This window comes from Sinimarinibacterium flocculans (assembly GCF_003201205.1).
Classification (GTDB): domain Bacteria; phylum Pseudomonadota; class Gammaproteobacteria; order Nevskiales; family Nevskiaceae; genus Solimonas; species Solimonas flocculans.
The window spans coordinates 353,620-370,709 of record NZ_QICN01000002.1; the positions used below are offsets into that span (position 1 = coordinate 353,620).

The following is a 17,090-nucleotide window of genomic DNA, read 5'->3' on the forward strand; positions in this document are numbered from 1 at the left end:
GATTCTACAGGCGCAGGCCATTTTCATGCGGCGCCGCCGGCTCGGCGCGGCGGCCCGCGGCAGGCTGCGGCTTGCAGGCGGGCAACCGCTGGCGGCACGATACGAGCGTGGGGGACATCACTCATTCGGGCGGCTGCCACTGCGGACGGGTGCGCTTCGAGGTGCGCGCGCCGGCACGCCTGCGTGTACAGCGTTGCAACTGCTCGATCTGCCGCATGACCGGCTTCGAGCACCTGATCGTGCCGTCCGCCCGCTTCACCCTGCTCGCCGGCGGCGATGCACTGCAGACCTATCGCTTCGGCACCGGCACCGCGCAGCACCATTTCTGCGGCGTCTGCGGCATCAAGTCGTTCTACGTGCCGCGCTCGAACCCGGACGGCTATTCGGTGAACCTGCGCTGCCTCGACCCGGCGACGATCGCGGCGGTCGACTACGAGGACTTCGACGGCCGCGACTGGGAGCGGCACGGGCACACGCTGGCGCACCTGTCGGCGAGCTGAGCGGCGATGCGCACCTGGTATCCGATCGTGACCACCGCCGCGCTGCGCGAGTGCGCCGATTTCTACCAGCGCGCCTTCGACGCGCGGGTGCTGTTCCGCAACGCCTGGTATCTCCACCTGAGCGTGTCCGGCTGGGAGATCGGCTTCCTGCGACCCAATCCGCCGACCCGCCTGCCGGTGTTCCAGCACACCACGCAGACGCGCGGCCTGTGCCTGGCGCTGGAAGTCCCGGACGTCACCGCGGTCTACGAGGACCTGCAGCGACGGCAGATTCCGCCGCTGGGCACACTGACCCGTTTCGGCGACGGCGAGCTGAGCTTCAGCATCGTCGACCCCGCCGGCACGGTGCTCAACGTCGTCGAGCGTCGCGGCGGACGGGTCGATCTGCCGTCGCCCTGAGCGCAGCCGCGCGCTTTGTGTTTTGACAGGGCGCGTGCTAGAAACCCGCGAAATTCCAAGAGGACATCACCGTGAAGGTGCTCGGGGCGGACATCGGGTTCGGCTACACCAAGGCTTCCGACGGCAAGCAGTTCCAGGTCTTCAAATCGGTCGTCGGCGAAGCCAACGAAGCACAGTTCAGTGAAACGCTGCTGCCGGGTGCGACGGTGTTTCCACGGCACATCCAGATCGGCAATCAGTCCTTCTTCATCGGCGAGCTCGCCGAACAGCAGTCTCGCGGGCGCGGCTTCACGCTCGACCAGAACCAGTTTCTCGGCCAGTACGCCCGCACCCTGGCGCTGGCGGCGATGGCGCCCTTCGTCGACAGCGGCGACCCGGTGCGCCTGGTCACCGGCCTGCCGATCAGCTTCTTCCGCAAGTACAAGGAACCGCTGACCAACCTGCTGCAGACGCGCCACACGATCCATGTGGTCAAGACCGGCACGCCCGAGCGCGAGGAGAAGATCATCAACATCGAGCGCGTGCGCGTGATTCCGCAGCCGTTCGGGTCGATGTTCAACCTGATGCTCAGCGACATCGGCAAGCCCGCCAGCCAGCGCTTCATCAGCGAGAAGATCGGCATCATCGACGTGGGCTTTCGCACCGCCGACTACACGATCAGCGAGAAGACCCGCTATTCCGAGCGTGGCAGCCAGTCCTCGGACTCCGGCATCGCCGTGGCCTACACCGCGATCGCCAACGCGCTGCAGGAGAAGAGCGGCGTCAACATCGAGCTCTACCGCCTCTACGACGGCGTCTCCAAGGGCACGATCAAGATCAAGGGCAAGCGCTACGACCTCTCGGGCATCGTCCAGCACGCCTTCCAGCAGCTTGCGACGCGCATCGCCCAGGAAGTCAATCGCCTCTGGGCCGACGATTGGGACATCGACGCGATCGTCCTCACCGGCGGCGGCGGCACCGCGCTCGCGCCCTTCCTCACGCCGCTGCTCGAAGGCGAAGTGCTGCCGATGCCGGCCGACCAGGACGCGCGCCTCAACAACGTCTTTGGCTACTGGAAATACGGCCAGCATCTTTGGGGGGCCTGAGGTTCTGTGATGCCAGTGGCATCACAGAACCTCAGGCCGGGTGGCCAAGGATGGCCACCCAGGGGGTTGCAAACATGCACGCCGTCTCGCCAAGGATGGCCTGAACGAGTCCTCAGAACAAGAACGGATGCCGGTGGCATCCGCTGCGCCTTCCGCCGGGCGGCCATGGATGGCCGCCCAGGGGATAGAAAATTGAGATGCCGCTGCGCCAGGGATGGCCTGACTAAAGATCCCAAAAACAGGTGCGATGGCTTCTTCTGCGTCTTACGCCGGGTGTCCAAGGAGCGCTTGGCCACAGGCGAGACGTGACTCAATGTCACGTCGAGTTAGCCAGACGCCACCCAGGGGTTCGTAGATAAGAACGCGGCCTCGCCATGGATGGCTTGAACGCAGGCGCGAACGAGCTGTTGCTATTGCCGGCTCCGCCGGCGCCCCTCACCCCAACCCTCTCCCCGCCTGCGGGGAGAGGGAACTATCCGTCCCTCACGCCGCCTTCTTCCCCCGCTTGCGCGCCGCCTTCTTCGCGACCGGCTGCCGTTGCGTGTGGCCCAGCCCGAGCACCCGTTCCAGCTCCTCGAGCGCCTCGCCCATGTAGACCGCAAGGCGCTGCATGCTGGGCAGCGCATCACGGCAGCCGGTGATGCCGATATTGAACTGCCCGGCGTAGCTGACCGAAGTGATGTTCAGCGCCTGGCCGTGCGACAGCAGCGAGACCGGGTAGATCTGCTCCATGCGGGCGCCGTTGAAGTACAGCGGCGTCTTCGGCCCCGGCACGTTGGAGATGGTGATGTTGAACATCGGCCGAACGCGTCCGCCGAGCCCGGCGAGCAGTTGCAGGATGAACGGCGCCATGAAGATCATCGTGTAGCTGTCGATCCCGGCCTTGGGCAGCGTCTGCAGCTGATCCTTGGCGACCTGCGTCGAGCGGCGGATCATCTGCAGCCGTTCGAGCGGGTCTTCGACGGTCGTATTCAGGTTGGCGATGATGAAGCTGATCGCGTTGCCGGCGTTCTCGTCGTCCGCCGGGCGCACCGAGACCGGCACCCCCGCCGTGAGCGGCTTGTCCGGCAGCGCGCCGATCTCCTCCAGGTAGCGCCGCAAGGCGGTGGCGCTGAGGCCGAGAAACACGTCGTTGAGTGTGACGTCCGCCGCCCGCGCCACTGCCCGCACGCGCTCGAGTTCGTAGTGCTGGGTGGCGAAACGCCGCTGTGCGGAGACCTTGGCGTTGACCACCGAGCGCGGCCCCGAGAACGGCAGGGCCTCCTGCGGATCGTGCGGCTGCACCGACTCGCGGACGATGCGCCCGAGCGCGCGCGCCACGGCCGGCGCGGTGCCGAGCTGGGCCCGCGCCGCATCGACGAGCTTGCGCAACTGCGCATCGAAGCTCTGCGGCTCGCGCTCGCTTCGGGCGCCGCATCCCACGGCCCACGGCGGCGGCTGGCTGCGCGCCTGCGGATCGGGCGTCAGCATCCGCTGCAGCATGCGCATGCCGCCGACGCCGTCCACCAGCGAGTGGTGCATCTTCATGTACAGGGCGAAGCGGCCGTGCTCCAGTCCTTCGATGACGTGCATCTCCCACAGCGGCCGGTTGAAGTCCATCGGGTGCGAGTGCAGGCGCGAGATCAGCACGCCCAGCTCTCTCTCGCCGCCCGGCTTGGGCAAGGCGGAATGCCGCAGGTGATAGTCGAGATCGATGTGTTCGGCCTCGACCCAGGCCGGCATCACGCCCTTGAGCTTGGGCGAGGCCAGCTTGAGATTGAACGGCCGGGCGAAGCTCGGCACGGCACGAAGATGCTCGAACAGCCCCTGGAGGAAATCGCCCGGGGCCTCCTCCGGCAGCGAGAAGATCGCCATGCAGGCCACCTGCATCGGCGTGTCGACGGTGTCGACGTACAGCCATGCGGCGTCCAGCGGCTTGAGCATGTTCATGTTTTTTGTCCTCCCCCACTTGTCACATCGAACCCCGACCGGGGACACGACCTTAGCGCAGTCCGCCGTCTGCGCGCGCGCAGACGGGCGAATCTGACGGGTGTGTCATCCATCGCGGAGCGGTCCTATACTCGACCGTCTGTTCAATTGGTGCGGCCCCCGGTCCGCCCGCCCGCAGACTTCGAGATCCCGGAGAGAGAACATGAGCTCGGTCGTTTCCTATCTGCCCGGCAGCGCAGCGGTACCGTCCGCCACCGCTGCGGAAATCCAGCGCGTCTTCGAGCGCCAGCGCGAGACGGCGATCCGCCTGCGCACGTCGACGGCCCAGGAACGCATCGCCAAGATCAGGCGCCTGTGCGATGCAATGATGACCTATCGTCAACAGATCCACGAGGCGGCGTACCTCGATTTCAAGAAGCCGCCGGCCGAGGTCGATCTCGCCGAGGTGCTGCCCGTCGTCAGCGAGGCCAAGCACGCGATGCGGGCCCTGAAGAAGTGGATGAAGCCCAAGGGCGTGTGGCCCACCAGCCTGACGATCGGCCTGAAGTCCTGGGTGCAGTACGAGCCCAAGGGACGGTGCCTGATCGTCTCGCCGTGGAACTACAACGTGAACCTGTGCTTCGGCCCGCTGGTGTCGTGCATCGCGGCCGGCAACACGGCGATCCTCAAGCCGTCCGAGATGACGCCGCACCTGTCGGCGCTGATGGCGAAGATGATCAAGGAGCTGTTCCCGGAGGACGAGGTGGCGCTGTTCGAAGGCGACGTCTCGGTCTCGACTGAGCTGCTCGCGCTGCCCTTCGACCACATCTTCTTCACCGGCTCGCCGGCCGTCGGCAAGGTGGTGATGGCGGCTGCCGCGAAACACCTGACCTCGGTGACGCTGGAGCTCGGCGGCAAGTCGCCGACGATCATCGACGAGACTGCGGACCTGGCACTGGCCGCGCGCACGCTGATGTGGGGCAAGTACACCAACAACGGCCAGACCTGCATCGCCCCGGACTACGTCTACGTGCACGCCTCGAAGAAGGACGCCTTCGCGCAGGAGTGCATCAAGGTCATCGAGGAGTGCTACGGCAAGAGCGCGAAGGAGCAGATGGCGTCGCCGTATCTCGCGCGCGTGGTCAACCAGCGGCACACCAAGCGCATCAACGCGCTGCTCACCGACGCGACCCAGCGCGGCGCCCGCGTGCTGTGCGGCGGCGAAGCCGTCGAGAACGAGTGCTTCATCCAGCCGACGCTGCTCGACGACATCCCGGCCGATGCCAAAATCCAGTCCGAGGAGATCTTCGGCCCGCTGCTGCCGATCATGCCGTACACCGATCTCGACGCCGTCATCGCCGCGATCAACGCCGAGCCCAAGCCGCTGGCGCTCTACATCTGGAGCCGGAACGAGGCCAACATCCAGAAGGCGCTCAAGAGCACCAGTGCCGGCGGCACCTGCATCAACCACTGCGTGGTGCAGTACGCCCACGGCAACCTGCCGTTCGGCGGCGTCAACAACTCCGGCATCGGCAATGCCCACGGTGAGTACGGCTTCCGGGCGTTCTCGCACGAGCGCGCCGTGGTGCGCACGCGGTTCATGATGGCGCGGACGCTGTTCCCGCCGTACACCAAGTTCAAGAGCAAGATGCTCGACATCATGATCAAGACGCAGTAGCCGCGGATGCAATGAAAAAGGCCACCGAGGTGGCCTTTTTCATGCCTGCGCGCCGCGATGCTCAGAACACGAAGCGCACCCCGGTGCGCACGTCCGTGAGCTTGAAGTCGCCGCCGCCGTCGTCGAGTTCGAGATCGGTATTGCGGTAGTCGGCGAAGACACCGATCAGCGGCGTGAGCTGGAAGCCGACGCCGACCAGGAACTCGATACCCGCGGTGCCGTCGAGGTCCACGTAGCCGATGCTGGCGGTGAGGTTCAGGGCATCGCCGACATGCCCCAGCGCGCCGATGTGCACGCCGTAGCCGTTGTAGTCCTCGTCGATCTCCTCGTCGCCGTCGTCGCTGTCACCGAGGTCGACACCGATGTACTCGCCCTTGACGAAGAAAGGCTGCGAATCGGAGAAGAAGAAGCCGCCGCCGATCCGGTAGGTGTTGAGATCGTCCTTGAGCACGCCGGTGTCGTCGTCCTCGCCGTAGTCGATCGCCTGGTATTCGCCGTGGATGAAGAAGACGGAGGAGACCTGGAACTGCGCCTTGATCCCGTATCCGTCGCCGTTCTCGTCGAAGTCGAACGGCAGCGCCGTCTCCGGCTCGAAACTGAATTCGCTCTGAGGAATGTAGTAGCCGTCCAGATTGGACTGGTGTCCCGCGAAGGCACTGCAGGGTGCAGCGAGCGCCAGCACGACGCCGAGGTTTGCCAGGGTGCGCATGAGTCCTCCGTTTCTGTGGGTGATCGCCACCGCCGGCCGACACCTGCCGCGGCGCGACTCCTGCACATTAGACGAGGATTGTTCCGCTCAGCAGGAACCCTGCGTGAACTCTTCGTGACAGCAATCCGCCTACGCGGCTGTCAGCGCTTGCTGAATACGGAGGTCAGCCGGATCATGCCGTTGATGGCGTTGATGGCCGCATCCGGCAGCTTGATCTCCTTGCCGAGCATCTGGCCGACCATCTTCTTGTACTTGTCCGAGTACGGCGGAAACATGATGTTCGGATCGCCTGCCGGGTAGCGGTCCTCGACGACCGCCCGCGGATTGGAGCATTCGAGGAAGGTGAAACGGCCGCCGAGGCGGCCCTGACCGCTGGCGTTGACGCCGCCGAACGGCAGGTGCGGGTTGGTCCCGGACTGGATCAGGTTGTGGTTGACCACGGTGCTGCCCGAGGTCGTGCGCGCCAGGAACCAGTCGATCGCCTCGCGATCCTTCGCGAAGATGTAGGAACCCAGCGGCTTGGGCCGACGCCGGACGGTCTCGATCGCATCCTCGCGGCGCGCATACGGGATCACGCAGATGATGGGACCGAAGATCTCGTCGCGCATGATGCGCATGTCCTCGGTCACGGCGGAGAGGATGGTCGGCGAGACATACAGATCGTCCGCATCGGTCTCGCCGCCGAACTCGAGCTTCGCACCCTTGGCCAGCGCGTCGTCGAGCAGCGCCTTGATGCGATCGAAGTGCTTGCGGTTGACGATGCGGGGCAGCTCCGGCGAGTGGCGGAAGCCCTTGCCGTCGGCGTTGTACATGGCCTGCATGGACTTGGCGAGCTCGCCGGTGAAGGCGCCGACGATCGACTCGTGCACCAGGGCATAGTCCGGCGCCAGGCAGACCTGCCCGGCATTGGCGACGCGGCCCCAGGCGATCTTGCGCCCGGCCTCGGCCGGATCGGCGCTGGCATCGACGATGACCGGATTCTTGCCGCCCATCTCCAGCGTGACCGTCGCGAAGTGCTCGGCCGCGGCGCGCAGCACGATGCGCCCCACGGCGTGACCGCCGATGTAGAAGATGTGGTTGAACGGCAAGGCCAGCAGCGCGCTCGCCGCCTCGGCGGCGCCCTGGATCACGGCGAACTCGTCGTCGCCGAAGACCTGTCCGACGATGTCCGCGAGCACCTGCGCCGAGTGCGGGGCCAGCTCGGACGGCTTGAGCGTGAACGTGCAGCCGGCGGCGATGGCGCCGAACGCCGGAATGAACGCCTCGGCGATCGGTGCGTTCCACGTCGAGACGTGCAGCACCGTGCCCTTGGGTTCGTGGCGCACGGTGCTGACCTTGCCCAGCGTCATCAGCGAACCCTGGACGCGCTGCGGCGCCATCCATTGCGCGAGGTTGCGGCAGATGAACTCGGCCTCGGTCTTGATCATCAGCAACTGCGCGTCGATGTCGGTCGGCGCCAGTCGCAGTTCCTTGAAGCCGGCCTCGAGGATGGCCGGTCGTGCATCCAGGATCGCCTTGAGCAGACGGCGGATCTTGTCGGCGCGCTGCGCCGCCGTGGTCAGCGAGAGTTCGCGGGACTTCGCGAGCTGGCGCTCGAACAGCTCCGCGTGGGGGTTTGCTTCCTTGAGTACCGCGTTCATCGGATCACCTCGGCACTGGCGGCCAGCGGGCGGCAGGGCCTACGCCCGATACGCCGGAATCTTGAAGGTCTTGCGCATCACGAACTCGAGCTGACGGTCGGACAGCAGCCGGCGCATCACGCCCATCGGTTTGACGTCCTTGCCGAGCAATTCCATCGGCGCCCAGCGGGACTTGTCGAGAATCTTCAGCGTGCCGGCCAGCGCCTGCTCCGGCGTGCTGCCGGTCTTCTCGAGCATGTCCGGCAGCACCTGCATCATCACGTGGCCCAGGTGCGGCTCGTAGACCCGGCGGATCGCCTCGGGCTGCTCGTGCCAGGTCTTCTTCGTGTTCGCATGCGAGTTGGCCGACATGCCGGTGAGTACCCCCCCGGGCACGATCGAGGTGACCTCGATCCCCAGCGGCGCCAGCTCGTGGCGCAGCGTCAGCGTCATGCCGTGGATCGCATGCTTGGTCATGTTGTAGGCGCCGGCACCGACCGGGTTGGCGATGATCGCGCCGGAGCTGTAGTTGGCGATGCGCGCGCCCGGCGCATTGCGGCGGATCAGCGGCAGGAACGCCTGGATCACGCGCAACTGGCCGAACAGGTTGATGTTGAACAGGCGCTGCACCGTCGCCATGTCCGCCCCTTCGAGCACGCCGGTGGCGATGTTGGCGACGCCGGCGACGTTCATCAGCAGATCCAGGCCCTTGCCGTCGAGCGCCGCATCGACGATCTCGGCGCTGCGCCTGACCGAAGTGTCGTCGGATACATCCTGATCGACGACGGTCAGCGTCCCGCCGGTCTGCAGATCGGTCGGCGCGCTCGGCAGCACGCCGGCGAACACGCGCCAGCCGCGCTGCACCAGTGCCTTCGCCAGCAGATTCGCCTGACCGACGTTGGCTCCCGTAATGAACGCAGCTTTCATCTTTCCGGTTTGAAGTACGGGGCGGCAACGCCGCCCCGCTGAGCAGTAATCCGAAGGATTCGACTAGTGGCCGCCGCGCGCCGCCGCCTGCGGGCTGAACTGCGCCGGCTGCAGCGGCTGGTTGATCCGCCACCAGTCGTCACCGCGCTCGTTGACCAGGTAGCCGGCCTCGTAGGCCTTCGCCGTCAGGTCGTGGTAGATCGACGCGCCGCGATGGAAGGTCGCCGACTCCTGCGAATAGAAGTAGTTGACGAAGGCGATGCGCCACAGCTGGCCGCGCGCGTCGTAGTTGTCGGCCCACAGCGCCATCCACGTGTCCTCGTCGGCATAGAGGCGGCGCTTGGAGTAGATGTGGCGCATGCCGTCCTTGAGATAGCCCTCGACCACCCACACCCGGTGCAGTTCGTAGCGCACGTAGTCCGGGTTGATGGTGTTCGGCTTGATCAGCTCGCTGTACTTGAGCGCCGGATCGTTGACCTTGAAGTTGTGATACGGCACGTACATCTCGGTCTTGCCGACCAGCTTCCAGGTGTAACGCTCGGGCGAGCCGTTGAACACGTAGTCGTCGTCCACGGTGCGCAGGCCCGCGGGCGGCACCGGGTAGTCGCAGCACACTTCCGGCGCCTGGCGCACGCGGCGCAGGCCCGGCTGGTACTGCCACGACTGGGTGGCATCGTTCGAGAAGTTGTTCGGCTGGTAACCCACGGCGACGAAGCCCTTGTCGCGCTCCGGCAGCAGGTAACCGGTGTAGAAGTAGGCGTTGATCTTCTCGGTGAACGAGCCGCGCTTGGTGGGGTTGTTGCCCGGGTTGAGCGTCATGAACTTGTTGCGACCCCAGGCGATGCTGCCGTTGGCGTAGACGTCGGCGATGTCGCAGACCGCCTTCTCGGTCCAGGCGCGATGCGGGTTGATGATGTTCCAGATGGCCTCGACGCCGCCGGACGGGAACGGGAACGGGATCGCGCCGCTGGTGCCGGTGATGCCCAGACCGTCGTCGACGACCTCGGCTTCGACGGCGTTCTTCTTGACCGTGTCGCAGACCCAATCCTGGAACCCGAAGTCGCGATGACTCGGGTAGACGTTCATCTTGTACGAGTCCGGATACAGCTTGAGCAGGGCCTTCTGGCCCTCGGTCAGCTTGTCCTCGTACTCCGTCATATTCTGCGCGGTGATCGTGAACAGCGGCTTCTCGTCCGCGTAGGGGCCGGGCTCGTAGCCGTACTCCTTGGTCATGCCCGGCCACTTGCCGACCCACTTGCCGGTGTACTCGGCGATGCCGGACGCGCTGCCCGCACGCTCGGCCCCCATGCAGGTGAGCTTGTCGCCGTCGAGCTCCGCGGCCTTCTCGGGCGAGACCTTCGCGATCGCGTGTTGCACGGGCATGCCGACTGCGCAGACCAAGGCAGCGCTTGCCACGACCAGATTGAGCTTCATGACCTCTCCTCGTAATGCCGCGGTTGTCGTGCGCATGGCGGCGCGCCGCGGCTTGCGCGCACACCGGTGCAGGAACGAGGCCGGTGGCGCCGATTGCGAACTGCGGATCATCCTAAGTGAGCCGCGCACCGCCGCCTCGTCCGAACCGAGTATCCGCGTTCGGTCTCGCGGGAGCCACTGCGGCGATCAGACCGGCGGGGCGATCTCCACGCACAGCCCTTCGATGTCGTCGTCGACGGCGATCTGGCACGACAGCCGCGACGTGGGCTTGAGTTCGACCAGTTCGCCGATGGCCTCGAGCATCGCCGACTCGTCCTCGCTTTTCGGCGGCAGACGATCCACCCAGGACGGGTCCACGTACACATGGCAGGTGCCGCAGGACATCATGCCGCCGCAGGTGCCCTGCACGCCGGTGCTGGCGTCGCGCAACGCGTCCATCAACTGACCGCCGTTGGCGACATCCAGGTCCTGCTTGCTGCCGTCGCGGCCGATGACGCGTACCACTGCCATGCTCTTGTTCTCCACGAAAAAGGCGGCTGCGCCGCAGCGCAGCCGCCGTGAATCCACGCGCCCGCGGCCGTCAGATCTTGGTCGAGTTCTCGTACCCGGGATAAAACTGCTTGAACCACTTGCGGAACTGCAGCACCGGACCGTCGCCGTCGCAGAGCAGCGGGTTCGGCCGGTACTTCTTGTTGTTCCAGACGATGAAGTCGACGCTCTCGAAGCCGGCGCTCTCCTCGCCCTCGGCGGCACCGATCATGTGATCGATGACCTTCTTCGACGCGGCCAGCTCCGGCGTGCCCTCGGCATAGTCCACATGCCGGAACGACATGTTCATCTGCGTCTTTTCCTTGCTGATCGGCACCGAGTACGAAATCATCGTCGCGGTGATGCCGTGCTGGTTGAAGCGCATGACATTCAGGCCCGGACCGTAGGACGTGCCCTGGATGTAGCCCTGGCCGATGTCGAGTTTCATGACCGGACCTTCGTAGGTGGTCTGTACCGGCGGAATGATCGGCGCGCCGTGCAGGAACTTCAGGTGCGCAACGTCGGGGCCGTTCTCGGCGATCTCCTGGATGCAGGTGTCGGCCGTCCACGAACCGCGCCGCGAGCCGGTATAGCCGGTGGCATCCTCGAGCTCCGGGATGTACGGCAGTTCGAAGCTCGGCGGCTCGCACTGCGGGTGATACCAGGCCCACATCATTCCGTACTTCTCGACCATCGGCAGTGCACGCAGGATCGCCTGCTTCTTGGCGATCGGCGGCATGAGCTTGGCGTAGGGGATGTTCTTGCACCAGCCTTCCGTGTCGTATTCCCAGTGGTGGAAGGGGCAGCGGATGTGTTCGCCGCAGACCTTGCCGCCGTGGCCCAGGTGCGCGCCCAGGTGCGGACAGTAGGGATCGGTCATGCCCGGCTTGCCGGACTCCGTGCGGAACAGCACCCATTCCTGGTCGAAGACGAAGACGTTGCGCATCTCGCCGGCCTTGAGCGTGTCCGCGTAGTCGATGAAATACCAGCCGACCGGGATCGGGAACGGGCAACGCTCCAGGGTCTGCGATTCGAGGAGCTGCTTGAGATCGATGGTACCCATACTGGCTAGCCCTCCTGAGGCTTGCTGAGGTGTTGCCGCACGAATGAAGGACCGGCCACGACCGGCTCGGAGACCGGGATACTGCCCCGGCGCCCTGCGGCCGTCTTAGTCCGTTCAGGTGAAACCGTGGTGAGGTCCGTGGGGCTCATGCTTCGTAGACCTCGAAGGCCGACTTGGGCGAGCCGCATTCCGGACAGATCCAGTCTTCCGGCAGGTCCTCGAAAGCCGTGCCCGCGGCGATGCCGGCGTCGGGGATGCCGACCGCCGGGTCGTAGATGTAGCCGCAGATCACGCAGATCCATTTGCTCAATGGCCCGCTCCTCGCCCGTTCGGCCCGAGCGCCGCGTTCGCGCAGTGGACGCGGTGTGTCGCGGGCCTGCTCGATGCGAAAAAAGGAGTCTGCATCCGCATGGATCAAGCCGCCTTGCGCGCCGGTGCGACATTCGTCTTCACCACCAGGCGGTTGATGCGCCGCGCATTGTGGTGGGTCCACTCGTAGTCGATGCGGCCGTCGCCGTCGGCGAGCGTCGCGTCCGGGAAGCGCTTCATGAACTCGGTCAGCATCAGGCTGCCCTGCACGCGCACCAGATAGGTGCCGATGCAGAAGTGGGCGCCGGCGCCGAAGACGATGTTGCCGTCGAGGCGGCGGGTGATGTCGAGCTTCGTCGGCTCCGGCCATTTCGCCGGGTCGTGCCACGCGGCCATGATGTTGACGCCGATGCCTTGGCCCTTGCGGATCTGCTGGCCGGCGAACTCGATGTCCTCGGTGGCGAAGCGGAAGAACGGCATCTTGCCGAACGAACCCCAGCGCAGGCATTCGATGATCGCGTTCTCCATCAGCTCCGGTTTCTGCCGCAGCAGCGCGAGCTGGTCGGGATGGCTCAGCAGCGCCTGCAGCAGGAAGGTGTGCAGGTCGGTGGCGGTGTCGGAGCCGGCGGTGATCAGCGCGAAGATCACCGACAGGATCTCGTAGTCGGTGAGCTGCGAGCCGTTGTCGCTGGCGCTGATCAGGCTGCCGAAGAAATCGTCGCCCGGCCCTTCCGGCCGTGCGCGTCGCTCGGCGATCATCTCGCGGAAGTGCGCGTACCCCGGCAGCGTCGCCTGCATCGCGGCCTCGCGCTCCTTGGGGCCCAGGTTGATGCGCGTGGCCTTGATGATGTTGACGGCGAAATCATGGAAGAAGTCCTCCATGTTCGTCGGCACACCGACCATGCGCGCGATCGCGCGCACCGGGATCTTGGCGGCGAGCGTCTCGTAGACGTCGAACTCCTCGGCATCGCCGATGCTGTCGAAACACTCGACGATGAGGTCGCGGATCTTGGCGTCGATCTTCGCCATCACCGGCTTGGAGAAGGCCGGCATCGTCAGCTTGCGCAGCCGCAGGTGATCCTTGGGCGGCACGGCGAAGAAGCCCACCTCGTAGGACTTGTCGAAATCGTTCTTCTGGTCCTCGGGCTTGGGCGGCGGCGCATGCTCCCAGTGCCCGAAGTACGGCGAGAAGCGGTTGTCCTTGAGCATGCGGTCCACCAGCTCGTGCGTGCTCACGATCCACATCTGCAGATCCTTGTGCCACGCGATCGGGTAGTCGCGGATCAGCGTCTGCCAGACCGGGTCCGGCTCGCGGATGTAGTCCTTCGAGTAGGGGTTGAAGATGCGGGCGTCGATCTCGATGCGGCCCGCGGGTGCAGCGGTGCTGGCAGTGTCGTTCATCTGGGCTCTCCTCGTGGTCGTCCGGGCGGCGCGGCCCTAGGCCGGGAAGTCCGGCGGCGGCTCGCCGCGCGACAGCGCGATGCCGCGCAGCAGATCGTGCAACGCGCGCAGCCACTGCGACGGATCGGTGTTGACGTAGACGTCGCGGGCGCTGCGCACGCGCGGCAGCTCGTGACGGCCGCGCTCGGCGAGTGCGCGACGCATCGCCGCGTCCTGCGGCAGACCGGCGTCGACCGCTGCCACGACCGAGGTCGCGCCCACGGCCGCCCCGATCGCGAGCATCGCCACTGCGTGGTGCAGCTGCACGCCCTGTGCAGGCGTGAAGCCGTGCGGTTCGAGCGCGGCGAGAAACTGCTCGAGAAAGTCGATCTCGACGTCCGGCCCCAGCCGCCCCTTCATCAACTCGTAGACGAGCTGCGGTTCGCGCGCGAAGGACTCGAACAGGGTCTCGGCGTAGCCGATCGCGACCGTGGTCCAGTGCCCCGCCGGCTCGGCGTCACGACGCGGCAGGCGGCTGGTCAGGGCGACGCGGAACGCGGCGAGCCGCACCAGCTCGTCGCGGTTGCGCACATGGCGGTAGAGCGTGGCGATGCCCACGCCCAGACGGTCGGCGACCTGCTTGAGCGTGACCTTGTCGAGGCCGATCTCGATCGCCGCAGCGATGATGTCGGGGGCCTGCACGCGCGGCGGCCGGCCGACGCGCGGCGACGCGGCACCTTCCGCCGGGATCCTGAGCGCTGAGGTCGGCATCGACACCTCCGCATGGGCCTGATGCCGAGTTTCGAGAATCGGTTCTCGAAATACCTCACCCGGTCAGACGAGACCGGCTCCGCGGCAGGACGGGCGCCGGTCCCGGCGGTCATGGCGCGGCGGCGTGCCCGCGGCGCACCCCGGGCCACGCGCCCTCACTCTTCGCGCATCGATCGCAAGGCCGCGTACTTGTGGAAGGCGTACTGGCCGAGCATCACCGCCATCAGAAAACCGCGCCAGCCATCGAGCAGGCCCAGGCGGAACACGTACTGCTGAAGAAAATCCGTGAAGAAACGGACGCTTGCGTAGGCAAGGCTGCCGCGCTCGCCCTGCGCGTGCTTGTGCCGCGCGAGCAGAACCGCGTACTGCAGGTGCTTTTCCTGGGCGTGGGCGTAGGAGCGCCAGCTGTAGTGGTCGAGCGGCGACTTGAGGTTGAGGACGCGGCGCTCCGGCAACAGCAGCTGCTCGTGCACCGGCCGCGTGCTGTAGCGCGCCCCTTCCCGCCGGAACAGCTTGCCCTGCGGCGAGGTATAGCGTCCGAAGCGCAACGGCCGGCCGCAGAAGTAGGTCCGCCAGGGCATCTTGATCAGGGTCGCGTCGAGCGCCGGATTCGACAGCGCGGCGTCGATCTCGTCGCGCAGCGCCGGGGTCAGGCGCTCGTCCGCGTCGATCGACAGCACCCATTCGCCGTCGACCAGGCCCAGGGCGCGGTTGCGCTGCGCGCTGAAGCCCGGCCAGTCGGTCTGGTGCACCGTGGCGCCGCGATGGCGGGCGATCTCGACCGTGCCGTCGGTGCTGCCCGAATCTAGCACGACGACCTGGTCGGCCCAGCCGCAGACCGAGGCGAGACAGTCGTCGATGCGGTCGGCCTCGTTCTTGACGATCAGGAAGACGGACAGTCGGCGGCGGGCGCTCATTGCGGGCGAAAGGCGGGGGAAGGCCCGCTATTGAAGCGGCAGCCGCGGCGCAGGGCAATGGCCGTAGCCGCCGCAGATGACCCGTTTGTCATCTTTTGTCCATCAATCCTTCATAATGCCGGCGCCCCGCCCGTGAGGATCGCGCCGTGGAGCCACAAGAAAAAACACTGCCGGACTGCGCGCGCGCCGCCTTGCGAGGCACGCCGCTGGAGCAGGTGCACGTCATCGCCCTGCTCGGCGAAGGCAAGCGCTCGCGCGCCTGGCGCGTCCGCTGGCAGGGGCGCGACAGTGTGCTCAAGCTGTATCGCCCGGACGCCAGCGACAAGCATCTGCGCCGCCACGGCACGACACTGGCGCGCTACGAGTACCGTCGCAATCTCACGCTCTACCGCGTTCCGGGGCTGGAGTCGCACATCGCGCGTCCGTTCGCCTTCTGGTCGGACGGTCCGGTCCAGGCGCTGGTGCAGGAATACGTCGACGGCGTGCTGTTCGAGGATTTCCGCAAGACCGCGCCGCCCCATGTGCTGCGCACCCTGGTCGCGTCGCTGTCGCGCATCGTGCGCCGGGCGCACGACGCCAGGGTCTTCGACCTCGACCTGCACCCCAACAACATCATGGTCACCGGCGGATCGGTCGGCGGCGAATGCGGCCGCCACACGCTGAAGCTGTACGACTTCAACAAGATTCCGTTCCACGAGTATTCGCCCAATCCGCTGGCGACGCTGCTGTTGCGCCTGCACCTGATCGGCCCGGAATCGCGCGACCTGCGCCGCCTGCATCTGTTCACCGATCCGCCCGGGCGCTCGCGGCTCGGTACGCGACGGCAGTAGGAATCCCCCCTCGCGTCAGCGGCGCGAGTGATGCACCATCGCAGGCCGCTCTCCGCACGCGACCGTCGGAGTCATTCATTCCGTCAGGCTTTTTTCCGCATGCTGATTTCCGGTCTGAGTCTCATCCGCAACGGTGTCGCGCTGGGCTACCCCTTCGTCGAGGCGATCCGTTCGGTCCTGCCGCTGGTCGACGAGATGGTCGTCGTCGTCGCGGAGTCGGAGGACGGTTCGCGCGAAGCGGTCGAGGCGATCGGCGACCCGAAGATCCGGATCATCGACTCGATCTGGCATCCGCGGATCACCCCCAAGGCAAGTGTGCTGGCGCAGCAGACGAATCTGGGGCTGCTCAGCTGTCGCGGCGACTGGATCGTCTACGTGCAGGGCAACGAGCTGTTCCATGAGCGCGACCTGCCGCAACTGCGCACGCTGATGACCGAGCACCTCGACAACCCCGAGGTCGAGGGCCTGCTGATCGAACGCCTCGTGTTCTACGGCGACTATCAGCACTTCATCCGCACCTACCCGGACCGCTTCAAGTACGTCGTGCGCGCCTTCAAGCCGTGGAACGGCGTCTACGCGATCACCAGCGCGATGACCTTCTCGGTCTTCGAGAGCTACGGCGAACGCGGCCGGGCGCTCAGGTGCGTCGACAGCGGCGTCGACATGTTCCGCTACGGCAAGCTGCTGACGCCCGAGGCGATGACCTGGAAGCTGCGCAATGCGCCGCACAAGCTCCGCGGCAGCGATGCGAGCTTCGAAGCGGGGGCGTACTACCGCTGGATCGGACGCGACTGCATCCGGCGCTATCGCGGCGATCATCCCGCGGTGATGCAGGAGCGCATCGCGAACCATCCGATCTCGCTCGACCTCGACGACCCGCGCTGGCGCACGCAGCTCACCGGCAAGGAGCGCCGCCGCCTGCTGGAGTCGGCGTTCTATCGGCGCTTCGGCCTGCCGCGCTGGCGCAAGGGACGCTACACCCTGGTCGGCGACTTCGTGCGCAAGGACCGCAGCGCCGAGGAGTGAGGCCGCG

17 protein-coding genes are annotated in these 17,090 nt (G+C 66.4%); 6 read left to right on the forward strand and 11 right to left on the reverse strand.

Going from position 1 to position 17,090, the window contains the following annotated elements; genetic code table 11:
- The first annotated feature begins 107 nt into the window (after positions 1-107).
- The 3 genes from C8D93_RS05380 to C8D93_RS05390 all read left to right on the forward strand — a co-directional run bounded on the left by C8D93_RS05380 (position 108) and on the right by C8D93_RS05390 (position 1,984).
- A complete protein-coding gene (locus tag C8D93_RS05380; RefSeq protein WP_211307212.1) occupies positions 108-500 on the forward strand; it encodes a GFA family protein in 393 nt (130 codons plus the stop codon).
- 6 nt (positions 501-506) lie between these two features.
- On the forward strand, positions 507-899 hold the full coding sequence (locus C8D93_RS05385) for a VOC family protein (protein ID WP_110264129.1): 393 nt from the start codon (positions 507-509) through the stop codon (positions 897-899).
- Between the two features lie 71 nt (positions 900-970).
- Positions 971-1,984 (forward strand): ParM/StbA family protein, encoded by a 1,014-nt coding sequence (locus C8D93_RS05390; RefSeq protein WP_110264130.1) that lies wholly within the window; start codon positions 971-973, stop codon positions 1,982-1,984.
- Between the two features lie 483 nt (positions 1,985-2,467).
- Here C8D93_RS05390 and C8D93_RS05395 read toward each other — a convergent pair whose 3' ends face one another.
- Positions 2,468-3,913, reverse strand: coding sequence for a WS/DGAT/MGAT family O-acyltransferase (locus C8D93_RS05395; protein WP_110264131.1), 1,446 nt, complete (start codon positions 3,911-3,913; stop codon positions 2,468-2,470).
- A 202-nt stretch (positions 3,914-4,115) separates the two neighbouring features.
- On the opposite strand from C8D93_RS05395, the gene C8D93_RS05400 reads away from it, so the two are divergent.
- Complete coding sequence (locus C8D93_RS05400) at positions 4,116-5,570, forward strand: aldehyde dehydrogenase family protein (protein ID WP_110264132.1); 1,455 nt, start codon at positions 4,116-4,118, stop codon at positions 5,568-5,570.
- A gap of 61 nt (positions 5,571-5,631) precedes the next feature.
- On the opposite strand, the gene C8D93_RS05405 is transcribed toward C8D93_RS05400, so the two are convergent.
- From C8D93_RS05405 to C8D93_RS05450, 10 genes are all read right to left on the reverse strand, one after another.
- Positions 5,632-6,279, reverse strand: a complete 648-nt coding sequence (locus C8D93_RS05405; protein WP_110264133.1) for an outer membrane beta-barrel protein — start codon at positions 6,277-6,279, stop codon at positions 5,632-5,634.
- Positions 6,280-6,419: 140 nt separating this feature from the next.
- Complete coding sequence (locus tag C8D93_RS05410; RefSeq protein WP_110264134.1) at positions 6,420-7,919, reverse strand: aldehyde dehydrogenase family protein; 1,500 nt, start codon at positions 7,917-7,919, stop codon at positions 6,420-6,422.
- 39 nt (positions 7,920-7,958) lie between these two features.
- The gene (locus tag C8D93_RS05415) at positions 7,959-8,825 is read right to left on the reverse strand and encodes an SDR family NAD(P)-dependent oxidoreductase (protein WP_110264135.1); all 867 of its coding nucleotides are present in this window, start codon (positions 8,823-8,825) and stop codon (positions 7,959-7,961) included.
- A 63-nt stretch (positions 8,826-8,888) separates the two neighbouring features.
- Positions 8,889-10,259 carry a DUF1329 domain-containing protein gene (locus C8D93_RS05420; RefSeq protein WP_170123914.1) on the reverse strand — a complete coding sequence of 457 codons (1,371 nt, stop codon included), beginning with the start codon at positions 10,257-10,259 and terminating at the stop codon, positions 8,889-8,891.
- 186 nt (positions 10,260-10,445) lie between these two features.
- The gene (locus tag C8D93_RS05425) at positions 10,446-10,769 is read right to left on the reverse strand and encodes a 2Fe-2S iron-sulfur cluster-binding protein (protein WP_110264363.1); all 324 of its coding nucleotides are present in this window, start codon (positions 10,767-10,769) and stop codon (positions 10,446-10,448) included.
- 70 nt (positions 10,770-10,839) lie between these two features.
- Entirely contained in the window at positions 10,840-11,850 is a 1,011-nt protein-coding gene (locus C8D93_RS05430) for an aromatic ring-hydroxylating oxygenase subunit alpha (protein WP_110264136.1), read from the reverse strand.
- A 145-nt stretch (positions 11,851-11,995) separates the two neighbouring features.
- The gene (gene rd, locus C8D93_RS05435; RefSeq protein WP_110264137.1) at positions 11,996-12,160 is read right to left on the reverse strand and encodes a rubredoxin; all 165 of its coding nucleotides are present in this window, start codon (positions 12,158-12,160) and stop codon (positions 11,996-11,998) included.
- A gap of 104 nt (positions 12,161-12,264) precedes the next feature.
- Positions 12,265-13,560 (reverse strand): cytochrome P450, encoded by a 1,296-nt coding sequence (locus C8D93_RS05440; RefSeq protein ID WP_110264138.1) that lies wholly within the window; start codon positions 13,558-13,560, stop codon positions 12,265-12,267.
- Between the two features lie 36 nt (positions 13,561-13,596).
- Positions 13,597-14,310, reverse strand: a complete 714-nt coding sequence (locus C8D93_RS05445; RefSeq protein ID WP_110264139.1) for a TetR/AcrR family transcriptional regulator — start codon at positions 14,308-14,310, stop codon at positions 13,597-13,599.
- A gap of 155 nt (positions 14,311-14,465) precedes the next feature.
- Positions 14,466-15,227, reverse strand: coding sequence for a glycosyltransferase family 2 protein (locus C8D93_RS05450; RefSeq protein WP_110264140.1), 762 nt, complete (start codon positions 15,225-15,227; stop codon positions 14,466-14,468).
- Positions 15,228-15,373: 146 nt separating this feature from the next.
- Here C8D93_RS05450 and C8D93_RS05455 point away from each other — a divergent pair, with 146 nt between their 5' ends.
- Entirely contained in the window at positions 15,374-16,057 is a 684-nt protein-coding gene (locus tag C8D93_RS05455; RefSeq protein WP_110264141.1) for a serine/threonine-protein kinase, read from the forward strand.
- 99 nt (positions 16,058-16,156) lie between these two features.
- Positions 16,157-17,083: a glycosyltransferase family protein gene (locus C8D93_RS05460; protein ID WP_110264142.1), complete on the forward strand. Its 927-nt coding sequence runs from the start codon at positions 16,157-16,159 to the stop codon at positions 17,081-17,083.
- Positions 17,084-17,090: the final 7 nt, after the last annotated feature.

Excerpts from the sequence above, each read along its gene's own strand:
- C8D93_RS05385 (WP_110264129.1), top strand. The coding sequence starts at position 507 with ATGCGCACCTGGTATCCGATCGTGACCACCGCCGCGCTGCGCGAGTGC.
- C8D93_RS05395 (WP_110264131.1), bottom strand. The coding sequence starts at position 3,913 with ATGAACATGCTCAAGCCGCTGGACGCCGCATGGCTGTACGTCGACACC.
- C8D93_RS05400 (WP_110264132.1), top strand. The coding sequence starts at position 4,116 with ATGAGCTCGGTCGTTTCCTATCTGCCCGGCAGCGCAGCGGTACCGTCC.
- C8D93_RS05405 (WP_110264133.1), bottom strand. The coding sequence starts at position 6,279 with ATGCGCACCCTGGCAAACCTCGGCGTCGTGCTGGCGCTCGCTGCACCC.
- C8D93_RS05410 (WP_110264134.1), bottom strand. The coding sequence starts at position 7,919 with ATGAACGCGGTACTCAAGGAAGCAAACCCCCACGCGGAGCTGTTCGAG.
- C8D93_RS05415 (WP_110264135.1), bottom strand. The coding sequence starts at position 8,825 with ATGAAAGCTGCGTTCATTACGGGAGCCAACGTCGGTCAGGCGAATCTG.
- C8D93_RS05420 (WP_170123914.1), bottom strand. The coding sequence starts at position 10,259 with ATGAAGCTCAATCTGGTCGTGGCAAGCGCTGCCTTGGTCTGCGCAGTC.
- C8D93_RS05425 (WP_110264363.1), bottom strand. The coding sequence starts at position 10,769 with ATGGCAGTGGTACGCGTCATCGGCCGCGACGGCAGCAAGCAGGACCTG.
- C8D93_RS05430 (WP_110264136.1), bottom strand. The coding sequence starts at position 11,850 with ATGGGTACCATCGATCTCAAGCAGCTCCTCGAATCGCAGACCCTGGAG.
- C8D93_RS05440 (WP_110264138.1), bottom strand. The coding sequence starts at position 13,560 with ATGAACGACACTGCCAGCACCGCTGCACCCGCGGGCCGCATCGAGATC.
- C8D93_RS05445 (WP_110264139.1), bottom strand. The coding sequence starts at position 14,310 with ATGCCGACCTCAGCGCTCAGGATCCCGGCGGAAGGTGCCGCGTCGCCG.
- C8D93_RS05450 (WP_110264140.1), bottom strand. The coding sequence starts at position 15,227 with ATGAGCGCCCGCCGCCGACTGTCCGTCTTCCTGATCGTCAAGAACGAG.
- C8D93_RS05460 (WP_110264142.1), top strand. The coding sequence starts at position 16,157 with ATGCTGATTTCCGGTCTGAGTCTCATCCGCAACGGTGTCGCGCTGGGC.